Source organism: Streptomyces sp. NPDC017520 (genome assembly GCF_044329855.1).
In the GTDB taxonomy this organism is placed as follows: Bacteria; Actinomycetota; Actinomycetes; order Streptomycetales; family Streptomycetaceae; genus Streptomyces.
Map to the genome: position 1 here is coordinate 1 of NZ_JBIRKB010000008.1, position 15,750 is coordinate 15,750.

Below are 15,750 nucleotides of genomic sequence, written 5' to 3' on the forward strand. Positions count from 1 at the left end.
GGGTACCGGGGTGGTCAGCAGCGTGATGACCGTGGTGGCCGTCCGAGCGGGGGCTTCGAGCGCCGTGACGACCGGCCGCGTGGCCCGCGCCGTGAGGACGACCGGCCCTCCGGCGGCGGCTTCCGCCGCGACGACAACCGCGGCGGAGGTTCCGGCGGCGGTTTCCGCCGTGACGACAACCGGGGCGGAGGTTCCGGCGGCGGTTTCCGTCGGGATGACAACCGGGGCGGTGGCTCCGGTGGTGGGTTCCGTCGGGATGACAATCGGGGCGGGGGCTCCGGCGGCGGCTTCCGCCGTGACGACAACCGGGGCGGGGACCGTGATCGTGGGCCTCGTCGCGATGACGACCGTGGTGGGTACCGGGGTGGTCAGCAGCGTGATGACCGTGGTGGCCGTCCGAGCGGGGGCTTCGAGCGTCGTGACGACCGGCCGCGTGGCCCGCGTCGTGACGACGACCGGCCCTCCGGCGGTGGGTTCCGCCGCGACGACAACCGCGGCGGAGGCTCCGGCGGCGGCTTCCGCCGTGACGACAACCGGGGCGGGGACAGGGACCGGGGCGGATACCGCGGCGGTCAGCGCGACGACCGTGACCGTGGTGGCTTCCGGGGCCGCGATGACCGGGGCGGCGACCGCGATCGTGAGCCGATCAAGCGGCTGCCGATTCCGGACGACGTCACGGGCGACGAGATCGACAAGGACGTACGCCAGGAGCTCATGAGCCTGCCGAAGACCCTTGCCGAGGATGTCGCGCGCAACCTGGTCATGGTGGCCCGGCTGATCGACGAGGACCCCGAGGAGGCGTACGCGTACGCCCGTATCGCCCTCCGGCTCGCGTCCCGCGTCGCCGCTGTGCGTGAGGCGGCCGGGTTCGCGGCGTATGCGACGCAGAAGTACGCCGAGGCGCTCGCCGAGTTCCGGGCGACCCGGCGGATGACCGGGTCCGTGGACCTGTGGCCCGTCATGGCGGACTGCGAGCGTGGGCTCGGGCGTCCCGAGCGGGCGATGGCCATGGCCGGCGAACCCGAGGTGCAGAAGCTGGACAAGGCCGGACAGGTCGAGATGCGACTGGTGGCTGCTGGGGCCCGCCGTGACATGGGCCAGATCGACGCCGCCATCGTGACGCTCCAGAGCCCCGAACTCGCGTCCAACTCGGTGCAGCCGTGGACGCCGCGACTTCGCTACGCGTACGCGGACGCCCTGCTGGAGGCGGGGCGCGAGGACGAGGCGCGGGAGTGGTTCGGGAAGGCGCTGGAGGCCGACAAGGACGGTTCCACCGATGCGTCGGACCGGCTCGCAGCGCTGGACGGCGTGGAGTTCGTCGACGCCCTCGGTGACGACGAGACGGCCGAGGAGGACACGGTCGACGAGGTCGCGTCCGGAGACCTCGACCACGAGGACGACGTGCGTGACGACGCCGACCTCGATGACGAGCGGGACGAGGATCAGGACGGTTCCGGGGACGGTTCGGTCAAGGCTTAGCAGCTGCTGAAGAGGGGCGGCACTCCGACCGGAGTGCCGCCCCTCTTCACGTTCCGTATCGGTCTGACGATCCCGGGCAGCTTCGCGGATCAGTCGAGGGCGAGGCTTCGCATGACCAGACCCGTGGCCGGCTTCGGGCCGAACGACGTCGACTTGCGGGGCATGGTGACGCCCTGCCGGGCCAGGTCCCGGACGACCTCTTCGCGTACGGGATGCATCAGGACCGCCGTGCCGTCGAGGCGTTCCGCCTGCTCGACGGCTGCCGCGGTGTCGTGGATGTAGCCGATGTGCTCCGGTGCGTCGGGGATCCTCCACACGTCGTCGAGCAGCGTGGAGTGCAGGACCGTCGCGTCCAGGGCGCGCCAGGCGTCGGGGCGGTCCGTCCGGATGGTGCGGGCCAGCAGGGCCGGGTCGGGGCGGTCCACCAGGTGGAATCCGCCGTCGCCGGTGAGGAGGAACGCGTTGCCGCCGGCCGCGGCTCGGGCCAGCGCGTCGAGGGCGCGGGGGAGCGGCCCCTCGACCTGCCGGACGCGGAAGAGGCCGTTCAGCGCTTCCAGGGCCCGGGAGACCGGCAGCCCGCGCAGCAGCCGGTGGATGGCGCGGACCTGGAGGGGGTGGCGGGCCGTGTCGACGAGGAGGACGAGGCCGCGGTCCCACGGCCCGGGCGCGGTCTGTTCCCGCTGGAGCCGGAGGTAGGTGGCCCAGCGGTGGTGGCCGTCCGCGATGAGCGCCTGGTGCCGGGCGAGGTCCGACGCGATCGCGCTCCGTTCGGCCGGGTCCGTCACGGCCCAGAGACGGTGCCGGAAGCCGTCCTCCGTCGTGGTGGCGAGCAGCGGTTCCCGCAGGACCGTGCGCTCGATCACCGCTGCCGCCCCGGCGGGTGCGCCCGGCTCGCCGCGGTAGGTCAGCAGCAGCGGCTCCAGATGGGCCCCTGTCGTACGCATCAGCTCCGCGCGGTCCGCGACGACGTCGTCCATGACGTCCTCGTGGGGCAGCACGATGCCCTCGGAGGCGGGGGAGAGGGCCAGGGCGCCGATCAGGCCCCGCTGGAGGATCTCGTCGTTCCGCTGCTCGTAGACGTACAGCACCGGGTCCGGGTCCGGGGCGATGACGCCCTCGGTCAGCCAGCGGTCCAGGGTGGCGGCCGCCTGCCGGTGCCGGTCCCCGGCGGTGTCGGCCTGGGGGAGGATGAGGCGCACGATGTTGTGCGGATCCGCGGACTCCAGGTGGTGCAGCCCGTCGGGCCTGACGACCACGTCGTACGGGGGCGACGTCACGGCGGCGAGGCTGCCGACCCGCTCGGGGACGTAACGCAGTCCGCGGAACGGGGAAAGCCGCAGTCCCTGGTCGACGGGGCCTGAAGTGTTCATCAGGGCATCGTATGTGTGCAGAGGGCATGCGCGATGATCGGGGCAGAACGCATGGAAGAGGAGCGAGTCATATGAGCCACCAGCAGGACAGGTCCCGGCCGGCGGGGAGCGGTACGGCGCTGAGCGAGGCGTACGACACGGCTCTCCTCGACCTCGACGGGGTCGTGTACGCGGGCGGCGAGGCCATCGGCCACGCCGTGGAATCGCTGGCTCGGGCGCGGGCCGGGGGCATGCACCTCGCGTACGTCACCAACAACGCGCTGCGCACGCCGGACGCGGTGGCGGAGCACCTGACGGAGCTCGGGGTGCCCGCCGAACCCTCCGACGTGATCACCTCCGCCCAGGCCGTCGCCCGGCTGGTCGCCGACCAGCTTCCGCCCGGGGCACGGGTGCTGGCGATCGGCGGCGAAGGGCTGCGGGTCGCGCTGCGTGAGCGCGGACTGGTGCCGGTGGAGTCGGCGGACGACGACCCGGCGGCGGTGGTCCAGGGCTACGGCGGACCGGACATGGCGTGGGGGCGGTTCGCCGAGGCGAGCTACGCGATCCGGCGCGGGCTGCCGTGGTTCGCGTCCAACACCGACCTGACCATCCCGGGCGCCCGGGGCATCGCGCCCGGCAACGGGGCCGCGGTCGAGGTCGTTCGGATCGCCACCGGGGCCGAGCCGCAGGTCGCCGGGAAGCCGTTGCCGCCGATGCACCGCGAGACCGTGCTGCGGACCGGGGCGAAGCGGCCGATCGTCGTCGGGGACCGGCTGGACACGGACATCGAGGGCGCGTCCAACGGGGGCGTGGACTCGCTGCTGGTGCTGACCGGGGTGACCGACGCGGCGCAGCTGCTGGCCGCCCCGCCGCAGCACCGCCCGACCTATGTGGACCGGGACCTGCGGGGGCTGCTGACCGGGCAGCCCGAGGTGACGCCCGCCGGTGACGCGTACCGGTGCGGGGGCTGGACGGCCGCCGTGCGCGGGGGTGAGCTGGCCCTGGAGGGCGAGGGCGAGGCGCTCGACGGGCTGCGGGCGCTCTGCGCGGCGGCCTGGGCCTTCGCCGGTCCGGGTGTGTGCGGGCTGGGGACGGGGAAGGCCCTCTCCGGGCTCGGGCTCTGAACCGGATCCCCGGCGGCCTGGCGGACCGGCCCTGGGCTACCCGCTCGCACCGGGCCCGGCGTTGCCCGACGCCCTTGGGACGCGAAGGTGTTGAGGGTGTCGAGGGCCTGGGGCTGCGGGCCGCGACCAGTGGCGCGAAGAGGAAGATAGGTTAACCTAACTTGGCGCTGCTCGGTGGTCTGCCCGTGCCCCGTGCCGTGCCGCTCCACCTCACCGACTCCGGGAGTACGACCATGCAGCGCCTCACCGCGGAATCGGTGACCCTCGGCTACGACCAGCGGGTCATCACCGAGAACCTCTCGGTGGAGATTCCCGACAACTCCTTCACCGTGATCGTCGGTCCCAACGCCTGCGGCAAGTCGACCCTGCTGCGGGCCCTGGCCCGGATGCTGAAGCCGAGCCGGGGGCAGGTGCTGCTGGACGGGCAGACCATCCACCAGCTGCCGGCGAAGAAGGTCGCCCGGACGCTGGGGCTGCTGCCGCAGTCCTCCATAGCCCCCGACGGGATCACCGTCGCCGACCTCGTCGCCCGCGGCCGCTACCCCCACCAGGGGCTGCTGCGGCAGTGGTCGCCGGAGGACGAGCGGGTCGTCGGCGAGGCCATGGAGTCCACCGGAGTCGCCGAGCTGGCCGATCGCTATGTCGACGAACTGTCCGGCGGTCAGCGCCAGCGGGTCTGGATCGCCATGGCGCTGGCCCAGCAGACGCCGCTGCTGCTGCTCGACGAGCCGACGACGTACCTCGACATCCAGCACCAGATCGACGTCCTCGACCTGTGCGCGGAGCTGCACGAGACGCAGGGGCGCACGCTGGTCGCGGTGCTGCACGACCTGAACCACGCCGCGCGGTACGCCACGCATCTCATCGCGATGCGGGACGGGGACATCGTCGCGGAGGGACCGCCCTCGGAGGTGGTCGACGCGGCGCTGGTGGAGCGGGTGTTCGGGATGCGGTGCCAGGTGATCGACGATCCGGAGACGGGGACGCCGCTGGTGGTGCCCGCCGCCCGTAAGGCTCGGAAGGTCGCCGCGTAAGAGGTGGGCCGGGGGCACGGCGGCGGGTGCGGGGCGCGCCCCGGCGGGCGCTTTGTCCTCAATCGCCGGACGGGCTTGATGGTGCCGTCGCTCGTCCTTGACGGTGCGGGCCGGGACGGGCTCGAAACGCCTACAGCAGCGATCTCAGTTTCAGCAGGTCGCGGAAGCCCGCCTCCAGGCGTACGCGGCCCGAGCCCCACGCCTTCGCGAAGTTCAGGTCGCCGTCCACCAGTGCCACCAGGTCGTCGCCCGTCATCGCGAGCCTGATCTCGGCCTTCTCCCGGGGCGGGCCCTCGACCGTGTCCCGCACCTGGATCCGGCCGTCGGCCAGCCTGCCGGTGAACGTGACGTCGAGGTCCTTGATGTGACAGCTCAGCGAGCGGTCGAGGGCGGCCGCGCCGCGCACGTCGCCCTCGGCGGCTGCGAGGTTGTCGGAAAGTCTTGTCAGTGCGCTGCGGCACTCAGCCATGGTCGCCATCGTGCTCGACGGTACACCGGCCCGCCGATGTAGCGTTTCGGCATGAGCGACTGGACGCCGGAGGCGGGGACACCGCCCGTGAGCACGCCCGACGAGTCGGACCCGGCGGTGGACGGGCCGGTGGCGGGCACGCCCGACACCGGGGGGCCGGGCCTCGGCGTGCCCTCTTTCGAGCCCTTCGAGCCCGTCGAGCCCGTGCCCCTGGGGGTCGTGCGCACCCCCACCGGCCATGGAGCGGTGGACGCCCGGCTGGAGCGCCTGGCCGATGCGGACCACCTCCCGGCGGACGGGCACATCGAGGTGTACGAGGATGTACACCGTGGGCTGCGGGCCGAGCTGACCTCGCTGGACGCCCGTCCGGCCGCCGCATCCGGTCCCGTACCCACACCTTCGCAGCACACGCATCACGACAACAGGAGCTGAACCGAACGTGGCAGGAGTGGCACGTCGCCGCCTCGACGCCGAGCTGGTACGCCGCAAGCTCGCCCGCTCGCGCGAGCACGCGAGCCAGCTGATCGCCGCGGGGCGCGTCACCGTCGGCCGCACCACCGCGACCAAACCCGCCACCCAGGTCGAGACGGCCGCCGCGATCGTCGTGACCAAGGACGACGGCGATCCGGAGTACGTCTCGCGCGGCGGCCACAAGCTGGCCGGGGCGCTCGCCGCCTTCGTGCCGCTCGGACTGACCGTCCAGGGGCGGCGGGCGCTGGACGCGGGGGCGTCGACCGGCGGGTTCACCGACGTGCTGCTGCGGGCCGGGGCCCGGCAGGTCGTCGCCGTCGACGTCGGCTACGGGCAGCTCGCGTGGTCGTTGCAGTCCGATGAACGGGTCGTCGTCAAGGACCGCACCAACGTGCGGGAGTTGACGTTGGAGGCCATCGACGGGGAGGCGGTCGACCTGGTGGTGGGGGATCTGTCGTTCATCCCGCTGGGCCTCGTGCTGCCCGCCCTCGCCCGGTGCGCCGGGCCCGAGGCCGATCTGGTCCTCATGGTCAAGCCGCAGTTCGAGGTGGGCAAGGAGCGGCTCGGCAGCGGCGGAGTGGTGCGGAGCCCGGAGCTGCGCGCCGAAGCCGTGCGCGAAGTGGCGCGCCGGGCCTGGGGGCTCGGTCTCGGTGTACGGGGGGTGACGGCCAGTCCGCTGCCCGGCCCGTCGGGGAACGTCGAGTACTTTCTGTGGCTGCGGGCCGGCGCACCTGAGCTGGACCCCGCGGATGTCGACCGTGCAGTGGCGGAGGGGCCTCGTTGACGACGAATGTGACCACGAATACGGCACGAACTGTCTTCCTTTTGGCGCACACCGGCCGGCCGGCCGCGATCCGCAGCGCGGAGCTCGTCGTGCAGGGGCTGTTGCGCAACGGGCTGGGCGTGCGGGTCTCGGCGACCGAGGCGGCCGATCTGCCGCTGCCGGACACCGTGGAGACGGTCACCGACACCAGCCCGTCGGCCGTGGACGGCTGCGAGCTGCTGATCGTCCTCGGCGGTGACGGCACCCTGCTGCGTGGCGCGGAGTTCTCCCGCGCCTCCGGGGTGCCGATGCTCGGTGTCAACCTGGGGCGCGTCGGCTTCCTCGCCGAGGCCGAGCGCGACGACCTCGATCAGGTGGTCTCCCGGGTCGTCACCCGCGACTACGAGGTCGAGGAGCGGATGACGATCGACGTCGTCGTGCACAGCAACGGCGACGTCGTGCACACCGACTGGGCGCTCAACGAGGCGGCCGTGCAGAAGGTGTCGCCCGAGCGGATGCTCGAAGTGGTCCTGGAGATCGACGGCCGTCCGGTCACCGGGTTCGGCTGCGACGGGATCGTCTGCGCGACCCCGACCGGTTCGACCGCGTACGCCTTCTCGGCGGGCGGGCCCGTCGTCTGGCCCGAGGTCGAGGCGCTGCTGATGGTTCCGATCAGCGCCCACGCGCTGTTCGCCAAGCCGCTGGTGACCTCGCCCACGTCGGTGCTCGCGGTCGAGGTCCAGCCGCACACCCCGCACGGGGTGCTCTGGTGCGACGGGCGGCGGACCGTGGAGCTGCCCGCCGGGGCGCGGGTCGAGGTGCGGCGCGGTGCGGTGCCCGTACGGCTGGCGCGGCTGCACCAGGCCTCGTTCACCGACCGGCTGGTGGCGAAGTTCGCGCTGCCCGTCTCGGGCTGGCGGGGCGCGCCCCACTGACGGTCCGAGGACGCCCCACGGCCCCCGCGACCCCCGGGAGAGTGAATCCGGGAGCGGGGGCCGTCGCGCGCCCGGCCCGGGACCTCGTAAGGTCATGTCCGTGTTGGAGGAGATGCGGATACGGTCGCTCGGAGTCATCGACGACGCGGTGGTGGAGCTGTCACCCGGTTTCACCGCGGTCACGGGTGAGACCGGCGCGGGCAAGACCATGGTCGTCACGAGCCTCGGGCTGCTGCTCGGCGGGCGAGCGGACCCCGCTCTCGTACGGGTCGGGGCCAAGGCCGCGGTCGTCGAGGGCAGGATCACGGTGTCCGAGGGCGACGCGGCGGCGCTGCGGGCCGAGGAGGCCGGGGCCGAACTCGACGACGGCGCGCTGCTCATCAGCCGTACGGTCTCGGCGGAAGGACGCTCACGGGCCCATCTCGGCGGCAGATCCGTGCCGGTGGGGGTCCTGACCGAGCTGGCCGACGAGCTCGTCGCCGTGCACGGTCAGACCGACCAGCAGGGGCTGCTCAAGCCCGCGCGGCAGCGGGGGGCGCTCGACCGGTACGCCGGGGACGGTGTGGCGGTCCCGCTCGCCGCGTACACGGCGGCCTACCGGCGGCTGCGGACGGTCGCCGCGACCTTGGAGGAGCTGACCACCCGGGCCCGGGAGCGGGCCCAGGAGGCGGATCTCCTGCGTTTCGGCCTGAACGAGGTCGCCGCCGTCGAGCCGTTGCCGGGCGAGGACGTCGAGCTGGCCGCCGAGGCGGAGCGGCTCGGGCACGCCGAGGCCCTCGCCTCCGCCGCCTCCCTCGCCCACACCGCGCTGGCGGGGAACCCGGAGGATCCGGAGAGCGTCGACGCCACGACCGTGGTCGCCGCCGCCGGGCAGGCCCTGGAAGCTGTGCGGGCCCATGATCCGGCACTGGCCGCGCTGGCCGACCGGATCGGGGAGATCTCCATCCTGATCGCCGATGTCTCCGGCGAGCTGGCCGGGTACGCCGACCAGCTGGAGGCCGACCCGCTGCGGCTGGCCGCCGTGGAGGAGCGCCGGGCCGCGCTGACCACGCTGACCCGGAAGTACGGCACGGACATCACGGCCGTGCTCGCCTGGGCCCAGGAGGGCGCCGGCCGGCTCACCGAGCTGGAGGGCGACGACGAGCGCATCGGTGAACTGACCGCGGAGCGCGACGGGCTGCGGGCCGAACTCTCCGTGCTAGGACAGGCGTTGACCGATGCGCGCACGGAGGCGGCCGACCGGTTCGCCGAGGCGGTGACGGGCGAGCTGGCCTCGCTCGCCATGCCGCACGCCCGGGTCTCCTTCGCCATCCGGCAGACGGAGGCGGCGGACGAGGCGTCCGGCATCGACATCGGCGGGCGCAGCGTCGCCTACGGCCCCTCCGGCGCGGACGAGGTCGAGCTGCTGCTCGCCCCGCACCCCGGGGCCCAGCCCCGGCCGATCGCCAAGGGCGCCTCGGGCGGTGAGCTGTCCCGGGTGATGCTCGCGGTCGAGGTCGTCTTCGCGGGCTCCGACCCCGTACCGACCTATCTCTTCGACGAGGTCGACGCGGGCGTCGGCGGCAAGGCGGCGGTCGAGGTCGGCCGGCGGCTCGCCAAGCTCGCCCGGTCCGCCCAGGTGGTGGTCGTGACCCATCTGCCGCAGGTGGCGGCCTTCGCCGACCGGCAGCTGCTGGTCGAGAAGACCGTGGACGGCTCGGTGACCCGCAGTGGCGTCACGGTCCTGGAGGGCGAGGACCGGGTCCGGGAGCTGTCCCGGATGCTGGCGGGCCAGGAGGACTCCGAGACCGCCCGCGCCCACGCCGAGGAGCTGCTGGCCACGGCCCGCGCCGAATAGCCGCTCGTGGCGGCCGTACGGGTACGGGCGGGGGATTCCGCCCGCCCGCACGCCGCCCGTACGCCGCCCGTACGCCGCCCGTACGCCGCCCGTACGCCGCCCGTACGTGCTTCCGGCGGGCGGGTGGCGACAACCTCGCGCCTCGATATTCACCCGTGAGGGTGGTGCGGTGTGGTCGGTTGTCGCCCGGAGCGCGGCAGCAACGTTACGGCGGTCCAGAACGCGCGTACGGGCTGGCATCCTTGGCGCTGTACTTTCCGCCGACTCCGGAGCCCCGGGGAGCCAATCAACGTGTCACAACTGCGTACGGTCCAAGTCCTGGGCGGCGGCAGTGCGGGCAGCAGCGCGCACGTCGGTTCGCTGGCCGCCGGGCTGGTGGCGCGTGGGGTGCGGGTGACCGTCTGCGCCCCGTCCGCGGTGGACCGTGCCCACGACTTCACGGCGACCGGGGCCCGGTTCCTTCCGGTGCCCCGGCGCAGCGACCCGGCCGCCGTCGCCGCCCTGCGGGCCGCCTGCGCGGGTGCGGACGTCGTCCACGCCCATGGACTCCACACGGCCGCCCGCACCGCCCTCGCGCTGAGCGGCCGAGCCGTGCCCCTGGTGATGACCTGGCACACGCGGCGGTACGCGGAAGGCGCCCGCCGCCAGATCCTGCACCTGCTGGAGAGGCGCGCCGCACGGGCGGCGGCCGTGGTCCTCGCCCCCACGTCCGACTTGGTGGACCGGGCCCGCGAGCGGGGCGCCCGCGATGCCCGGTTCGCCCCCGTGGCCATCCCGCGCCCGCGCCCGGCCGGCGTCGCCGACGGGGGCAAGGCGCGGGCCGAACTGGGGGCGCTGGACCGGCCGTTGCTGGTGGCCGTCGGCAGTCTCGTACCGCACCAGGGCTTCGACGTCCTGCTGGACGCGGCCCGCGTCTGGCGGTCTCTGGAGCCCGTGCCGCTGCTCGCCATCGCGGGGGAGGTGCGCGACCGGGGCGCTCTCCAACGCCGGATCAGGGGCGAGGAGCTGCCCGTCACGCTCATCGGAAGCCGGGACGGCGTGGGGGAGTTGCTCGCCGCCGCCGACCTGGCCCTGCTGCCGAGCCGGTGGGAGGGCCGCTCCCCGCTGGCGCAGGAGGCGCTGCGCGCGGGGGTGCCGCTCGTCGCCACCGCGGTCGGCGGCGTACCCGAACTGGTCGGTGCGGCAGCCGCGTTGGTGCCCTACGGCGACGCCGAGGCCCTCGCCCGTACGGTCGTGAGGCTGCTCGGGGATCCGGCCGAGCGCGCCCGGCTCGCCGAGGCCGGGCGGGTGCAGGCGGCGGGCTGGCCCACCGAGGACGACACGATCGCCCATGTGCTCAGCGTCTACGACGAGTTGGCGCAGCCGCTGGCGACGGGGCGGGTGCGCTGACGAGGCGGGCCCCCAGGGCCTGCTCTCAGGTCGTGTGGCGACGGGCCCGCAGCGCCAGGCTCAGCGCCAGCACCGTCTGCGGGTCGTCCAGATCCGTGCCCAGCAGTTCGCCGATCCGGGCCAGGCGGTTGTAGAGCGTCTGGCGGTTGAGGTGCAGCTCGCGGGCGGTCTCCGCCTTGCGGCCCGCGTGCGCCAGATACGCCTGGAGCGTCGGGAGCAGCGGCGGGCGCGAGGTGCGGTCGTGCTCGCGCAGCGGACCGATCGCCCGGTTCACGAACGCCGCCAGGTCCGGATGGTCCCGCAGCCGCCACAGCAGCAGGTCGATGTCGAGGCGCCGGGCGTCGTACCAGGGCCGGTCGTCCAGGCCCTGCGCGGCCGTCGCCGTCTCCGACGCGTGCCGCAGCCCCGCGCCCGCCGCGGCCCAGCCGCCCGCGACGCCGGCCACGACCACCGGCGGCCGCGATCCGGCGCGGTCGAGGCCCGCCCGCTCCACCCCGGCCCGCAGCGCCGCCGCCACCCGGTCCGCGACCGCGGTGCGCTCGCCCTCCGAACGCAGCCCGACCAGCAGCGGAACCCGCCCCTCCACGGGCCGTACGCCGAGCAGCACCGGTACCCCGACCGAGGCCAGCTCCTCCAGGACCGCACGGGCCAGCACCGCCCAGTTGCCCGACGGGGACAGCTCGGGGGCCAGCCGCATCACCACCGGGAGCAGCGGGGTGTCGCCGGGCCGGAAGCCGAGCACCCGGGCCTGGGCCGGGGCGTCCTCCGGGGCGATCCGGCCCTCCGCGAGGTCGGTGAGGAAGTCGCCCCGGCCCCGGGCCGCCAGCTCCTCCTCCTGCCGGGCCTGCATCAGCACGACGGCGAGGAGGCCCGCCGCGCGCTCCGCCGCCATCCGGTGCACGGTCGCCAGCGGCCCGGCCACCGCGAGCAGCACCAGCCGGGCCCGCACCGCGCCCGTCTCCGGCCCGCCGCCGTCCACGTCCACCAGCACCGCACCGGCCGGCGGGCTCTCCCGGGCCGCCCGGTCGCCGCGCATGCCCTCCCAGATCTGAAGCGGGTCCGCGCCCACCGGGGCGGTCCCGGTGGACGCCGCGTACAGGAGCCGGCCGTCGGGCGTCTCCAGGAAGACCGGGTTGGCGGTGAAGTCGGCGAGGATCCCGAGGACCTGCGGCACTCCGCCGCCGTCGAGCAGCGCCCGGGTGGCGCGCCGGTGCACCTCCTCCGCCTGCTGGAGCAGCGCGTAGTGCCCGTTGACGATCTCGGTGTGCACCTCCTCGGTCACCACGACGAACGGCACCTCGCGGTGCAGCTGGACCAGCGGGAGCCCGGCCGCGCGGGCGGCGTCCACGATGGAGGCGGGCAGCCGGCCGAAGCGCGGGCCGAGCTCCACCACCAGGGCCGCGATGGACCGGTCGGCGAGACGACGGACGAAGGCGCGCTGTTCGGCGGGGCGGGTGCCCAGGCCCAGACCGGTCGTCAGGAGCAGCTCGCCGCCCTTGAGGAGGGAGGCGATGTTCGGGACCTCGCCCGCGTGCACCCAGCGCACCGTACGGTTCAGCCGGTCGGCGCCGGACACCACCTCCGGGAGCCCGGCGCGCAGCCCCGGCAGCTCCAGCGCCCGCTGCACGGTGATTCCGCTGTGGCTCTCCACGTACCGGCCCGCTTCCCTCGTGCCCCGCCCGTCGATCGGGCGGTCGTCCTGTTCAGGACGCTACCGCCCGGGGCGCGGGGCGCGCACCGCAGGGGAGGAGCGCGGACGCGCCGCCGCACCGGGCCCGCCGGTCAGGGCTTCGTCAGCAGCCCCGCGAGCGCGCCCCGGCTCAGCCGCAGCGTCTCGATCCGGTCGTCCATCTCCGCCAGCTCCCCGCCGAGGATCTCGCGCAGCTCCGCGCACCAGTCGAACCCGGGCCCCTCGCCCCGGGCACACGGCAGCACCTGGGCGATCACCTCGGTGGCCAGGCCCGCCCGCGGCAGCGCGCGGATCTGCGCGACGGTCACCCCCGGCTCCTCGCCGTAGGCGCGGTAGCCGTTCGCGCCCCGCCCGGCCGACAACAGCCCCTGCGCCTCGTAGGGCCGCAGCGACCACGCGCTGACGCCCGTCCGCCGGGACAACTCCCCGATCAGCATGTGCCTATGCCCCGTGCCCCGTCCCCTCTTGACCTGGTCACCGGTGTCAGGCCCTAACGTCCGGACCATGAACCAGGATTGCCGTACATCGTGCAGCTGGCGGAGCTGTTCGGGCGCGCTGTGCCGGACGACCGGGTGCGCTCCCGTCTGCGTGCGGCGCTCCGAGACGGTCCGGCCGGTCTCTCGCTGACGGCCACGGTGTAGTCCCCGGTGGGCGAGTTCACCGCCGCCGACGCCGATCCCGCGCTCCTCGTACGCACCGGCCCGGCGTCGTCCGGCCCCGGCGGGCCGTTCGCCCTGGCGGCGGTCCGGCACGACCGGTTCCAGCCGCACATCAAGCACGTCGGCGAGCCGGCCAAGACGCAGCTGCTCCGCACGGCCGTCGCCGACGGCTCCGACGACGCCGCCTTCCTGGACGGGGAGGGCCGGTTCAGCGAGGCGACGATCTGGAACCTGGCCTTCTGGGACGGCGAGTCGGTGCTGTGGCCCCGGGCCGGCCTGCTGACCGGGACGGCCATGGGCATCGTCCGCCGGCGACTGGACCGGCTCGGGGTCCGGCAGCGGACCGTCGCGATCACCCCCGACAACCTGCCCGCCCTCGGGCGTGTCCGGCGTCATGAACTCCTGGACGCCGGGTGTGGCCGTCCACCGGATCGGCGCGGCCGAGCTGCCGGCCGCCCCGCCGTTCCTGGAACGCCTACGAGGCCGAACCGCTCACCGCCCCCTGAGAACGCGCGACGGCCGCCCCGGAGTGCCCGGGGCGGCCGTTCTCACCGTCGGCGGCTCAGCCGACGTACGCGCCGCTCGCCGTCAGCCGCAGAGCCGTGTCGATCAGCGGGACGTGGCTGAACGCCTGCGGGAAGTTCCCCACCTGGCGCTGGAGGTTGGAGTCCCACTCCTCGGCCAGCAGGCCCAGGTCGTTGCGGAGCGACAGCAGCTTCTCGAACAGCTGGCGTGCCTCGTCGACCCGGCCGATCATCGCGAGGTCGTCGGCCATCCAGAACGAGCAGGCCAGGAACGCGCCCTCGTCGCCCGCCAGACCGTCGACGCCCGCGTGCTCGCCCTCCGTCGGGTAGCGCAGGATGAAGCCGTCCTCCGTGGACAGCTCCCGCTGGATCGCCTCGATCGTGCCGATGACCCGCTTGTCGTCCGGCGGCAGGAAGCCCATCTGCGGGATGAGCAGCAGGGAGGCGTCCAGCTCCTTCGACCCGTAGGACTGGGTGAAGGTGTTGCGCTCCTTGTCGTAGCCGCGGTCGCAGACGTCCCGGTGGATGTCGTCGCGGAGCTGGTACCACCGCTCCAGCGGACCCTCGACGTCCCCGGACTCGACCAGCTTGATCGTCCGGTCGACCGCGACCCACGCCATCACCTTCGAGTGCACGAAGTGCCGGCGCGGCCCGCGCACCTCCCAGATGCCCTCGTCGGGCTCCTCCCAGTGCTTCTCCAGATACTCGATCAGCTTGAGCTGGAGGCCCATGGCGTAGTCGTTGCGGGTCAGCCCCGTCATGTGCGCCAGGTGCAGCGCCTCGGTGACCTCGCCGTACACGTCGAGCTGGAGCTGGTTGGCCGCGCCGTTGCCGACCCGGACCGGGCCGGAGTTCTCGTAACCGGGCAGCCAGTCCAGCTCCGCCTCGCCGAGCTCGCGCTCGCCGGCGATGCCGTACATGATCTGGAGGTTCTCCGGGTCGCCCGCCACCGCCCGAAGCAGCCACTCGCGCCAGGCGCGGGCCTCCTCCCGGTATCCGGTGCGCAGCAGCGAGGAGAGGGTGATCGCGGCGTCCCGCAGCCAGGTGTAGCGGTAGTCCCAGTTCCGTACGCCCCCGATTTCCTCGGGCAGCGAGGTGGTCGGCGCCGCGACGATGCCGCCGGTCGGCGCGTACGTGAGGGCCTTCAGCGTGATCAGGGAGCGGACGACCGCCTCCCGATAGGGCCCGTGGTACGTGCACTGATCGACCCATTCGCGCCAGAACAGCTCGGTCGCCTCCAGGGACCCCTCGGGTTCGGGGAGGGCGGGCGGCTCGTGGTGCGAGGGCTGCCAGCTGATCGTGAACGCCACCCGTTCGCCGGGGCCGACGGTGAAGTCGGAGTAGGTGGTCAGGTTCTTGCCGTACGTCTCGGCCTCGGTGTCCAGCCAGACGGAGTCCGGACCGGCGACGGCGACCGTGCGGTTGTCGACCTTGTGCACCCAGGGCGTCACCCGGCCGTAGCTGAAACGCATCCGCAGCTCCGAGCGCATCGGCACCCGGCCGCTGACGCCCTCCACGATCCGGATGAGCTGCGGCGCGCCGTCACGCGGGGGCATGAAATCGGTCACCCGTACGGTGCCGCGCGGCGTGTCCCACTCCGATTCCAGGACGAGGGAATCACCGCGATAGCGCCGCCGGTCGGCGAAGGCCGGCTCCGTTCCTTCCGCTCTCGCGGGGCTCATGCGCCAGAAGCCGTGTTCCTCGGTGCCCAGAAGCCCCGCGAACACGGCGTGCGAGTCGAAGCGGGGCAGGCACAGCCAGTCCGCTGTGCCGTCCCGGCAGACCAGGGCTGCGGTCTGCATGTCTCCGATGAGTGCGTAATCCTCGATGCGCCCGGCCACGTGCGTCTCCAGTCGAACGGCCATGTCGCCCTGCAAGAGGGCGCTTACTGCGGGTCAAGGGGGGTCGTAGGGTCTTTCACCCGGGAAGATCCGACGAGTCCTGTACCGGTGGGCGGCGTGGGTGGCGCCGCCGCCCGGCCGTCTCGGCAGCGAGTGTTTGAGCAGGATACGACGCGCCGCGAAGAT

13 protein-coding genes and 1 pseudogene are annotated in these 15,750 nt (G+C 73.9%); 9 read left to right on the forward strand and 5 right to left on the reverse strand.

Going from position 1 to position 15,750, the window contains the following annotated elements; translation table 11 throughout:
- Positions 1 to 714 precede the first annotated feature (714 nt).
- Positions 715 to 1,479, forward strand: coding sequence for a tetratricopeptide repeat protein (locus ACH4KB_RS20030; protein WP_398067568.1), 765 nt, complete (start codon positions 715 to 717; stop codon positions 1,477 to 1,479).
- 89 nt (positions 1,480 to 1,568) lie between these two features.
- Here ACH4KB_RS20030 and ACH4KB_RS20035 read toward each other — a convergent pair whose 3' ends face one another.
- A complete protein-coding gene (locus ACH4KB_RS20035) occupies positions 1,569 to 2,849 on the reverse strand; it encodes a DUF1015 family protein (RefSeq protein WP_398067230.1) in 1,281 nt (426 codons plus the stop codon).
- 71 nt (positions 2,850 to 2,920) lie between these two features.
- On the opposite strand from ACH4KB_RS20035, the gene ACH4KB_RS20040 reads away from it, so the two are divergent.
- Both ACH4KB_RS20040 and ACH4KB_RS20045 read left to right on the forward strand, forming a co-directional pair.
- Complete coding sequence (locus ACH4KB_RS20040) at positions 2,921 to 3,952, forward strand: HAD-IIA family hydrolase (RefSeq protein ID WP_398067231.1); 1,032 nt, start codon at positions 2,921 to 2,923, stop codon at positions 3,950 to 3,952.
- 233 nt (positions 3,953 to 4,185) lie between these two features.
- Positions 4,186 to 4,986, forward strand: a complete 801-nt coding sequence (locus tag ACH4KB_RS20045) for an ABC transporter ATP-binding protein (protein ID WP_398067569.1) — start codon at positions 4,186 to 4,188, stop codon at positions 4,984 to 4,986.
- Between the two features lie 130 nt (positions 4,987 to 5,116).
- Here ACH4KB_RS20045 and ACH4KB_RS20050 read toward each other — a convergent pair whose 3' ends face one another.
- Entirely contained in the window at positions 5,117 to 5,464 is a 348-nt protein-coding gene (locus tag ACH4KB_RS20050) for an SCP2 sterol-binding domain-containing protein (protein ID WP_398067232.1), read from the reverse strand.
- Positions 5,465 to 5,506: 42 nt separating this feature from the next.
- Here ACH4KB_RS20050 and ACH4KB_RS20055 point away from each other — a divergent pair, with 42 nt between their 5' ends.
- From ACH4KB_RS20055 to ACH4KB_RS20075, 5 genes are all read left to right on the forward strand, one after another.
- Complete coding sequence (locus ACH4KB_RS20055; protein WP_398067233.1) at positions 5,507 to 5,887, forward strand: hypothetical protein; 381 nt, start codon at positions 5,507 to 5,509, stop codon at positions 5,885 to 5,887.
- Positions 5,888 to 5,894: 7 nt separating this feature from the next.
- Positions 5,895 to 6,710 (forward strand): TlyA family RNA methyltransferase, encoded by an 816-nt coding sequence (locus tag ACH4KB_RS20060; RefSeq protein ID WP_398067234.1) that lies wholly within the window; start codon positions 5,895 to 5,897, stop codon positions 6,708 to 6,710.
- 8 nt (positions 6,711 to 6,718) lie between these two features.
- A complete protein-coding gene (locus tag ACH4KB_RS20065; protein ID WP_398067570.1) occupies positions 6,719 to 7,624 on the forward strand; it encodes an NAD kinase in 906 nt (301 codons plus the stop codon).
- A 94-nt stretch (positions 7,625 to 7,718) separates the two neighbouring features.
- Positions 7,719 to 9,461 carry a DNA repair protein RecN gene (recN, locus tag ACH4KB_RS20070; RefSeq protein WP_398067235.1) on the forward strand — a complete coding sequence of 581 codons (1,743 nt, stop codon included), beginning with the start codon at positions 7,719 to 7,721 and terminating at the stop codon, positions 9,459 to 9,461.
- A 291-nt stretch (positions 9,462 to 9,752) separates the two neighbouring features.
- Positions 9,753 to 10,850, forward strand: a complete 1,098-nt coding sequence (locus ACH4KB_RS20075) for a glycosyltransferase family 4 protein (protein WP_398067236.1) — start codon at positions 9,753 to 9,755, stop codon at positions 10,848 to 10,850.
- Between the two features lie 25 nt (positions 10,851 to 10,875).
- Here the strand turns inward: ACH4KB_RS20075 and ACH4KB_RS20080 are convergent, their stop codons facing one another.
- Positions 10,876 to 12,501, reverse strand: coding sequence for a PucR family transcriptional regulator (locus tag ACH4KB_RS20080; protein WP_398067237.1), 1,626 nt, complete (start codon positions 12,499 to 12,501; stop codon positions 10,876 to 10,878).
- 131 nt (positions 12,502 to 12,632) lie between these two features.
- Positions 12,633 to 12,977, reverse strand: a complete 345-nt coding sequence (locus ACH4KB_RS20085; RefSeq protein WP_398067238.1) for a MerR family transcriptional regulator — start codon at positions 12,975 to 12,977, stop codon at positions 12,633 to 12,635.
- Positions 12,978 to 13,076: 99 nt separating this feature from the next.
- Here ACH4KB_RS20085 and ACH4KB_RS20090 point away from each other — a divergent pair.
- Positions 13,077 to 13,705: pseudogene (locus ACH4KB_RS20090) on the forward strand (aminotransferase class IV); the annotation flags it as partial.
- Between the two features lie 56 nt (positions 13,706 to 13,761).
- Here ACH4KB_RS20090 and ACH4KB_RS20095 read toward each other — a convergent pair.
- The gene (locus tag ACH4KB_RS20095) at positions 13,762 to 15,564 is read right to left on the reverse strand and encodes a glycoside hydrolase family 15 protein (RefSeq protein ID WP_398067571.1); all 1,803 of its coding nucleotides are present in this window, start codon (positions 15,562 to 15,564) and stop codon (positions 13,762 to 13,764) included.
- Between the last annotated feature and the right edge of the window lie 186 nt (positions 15,565 to 15,750).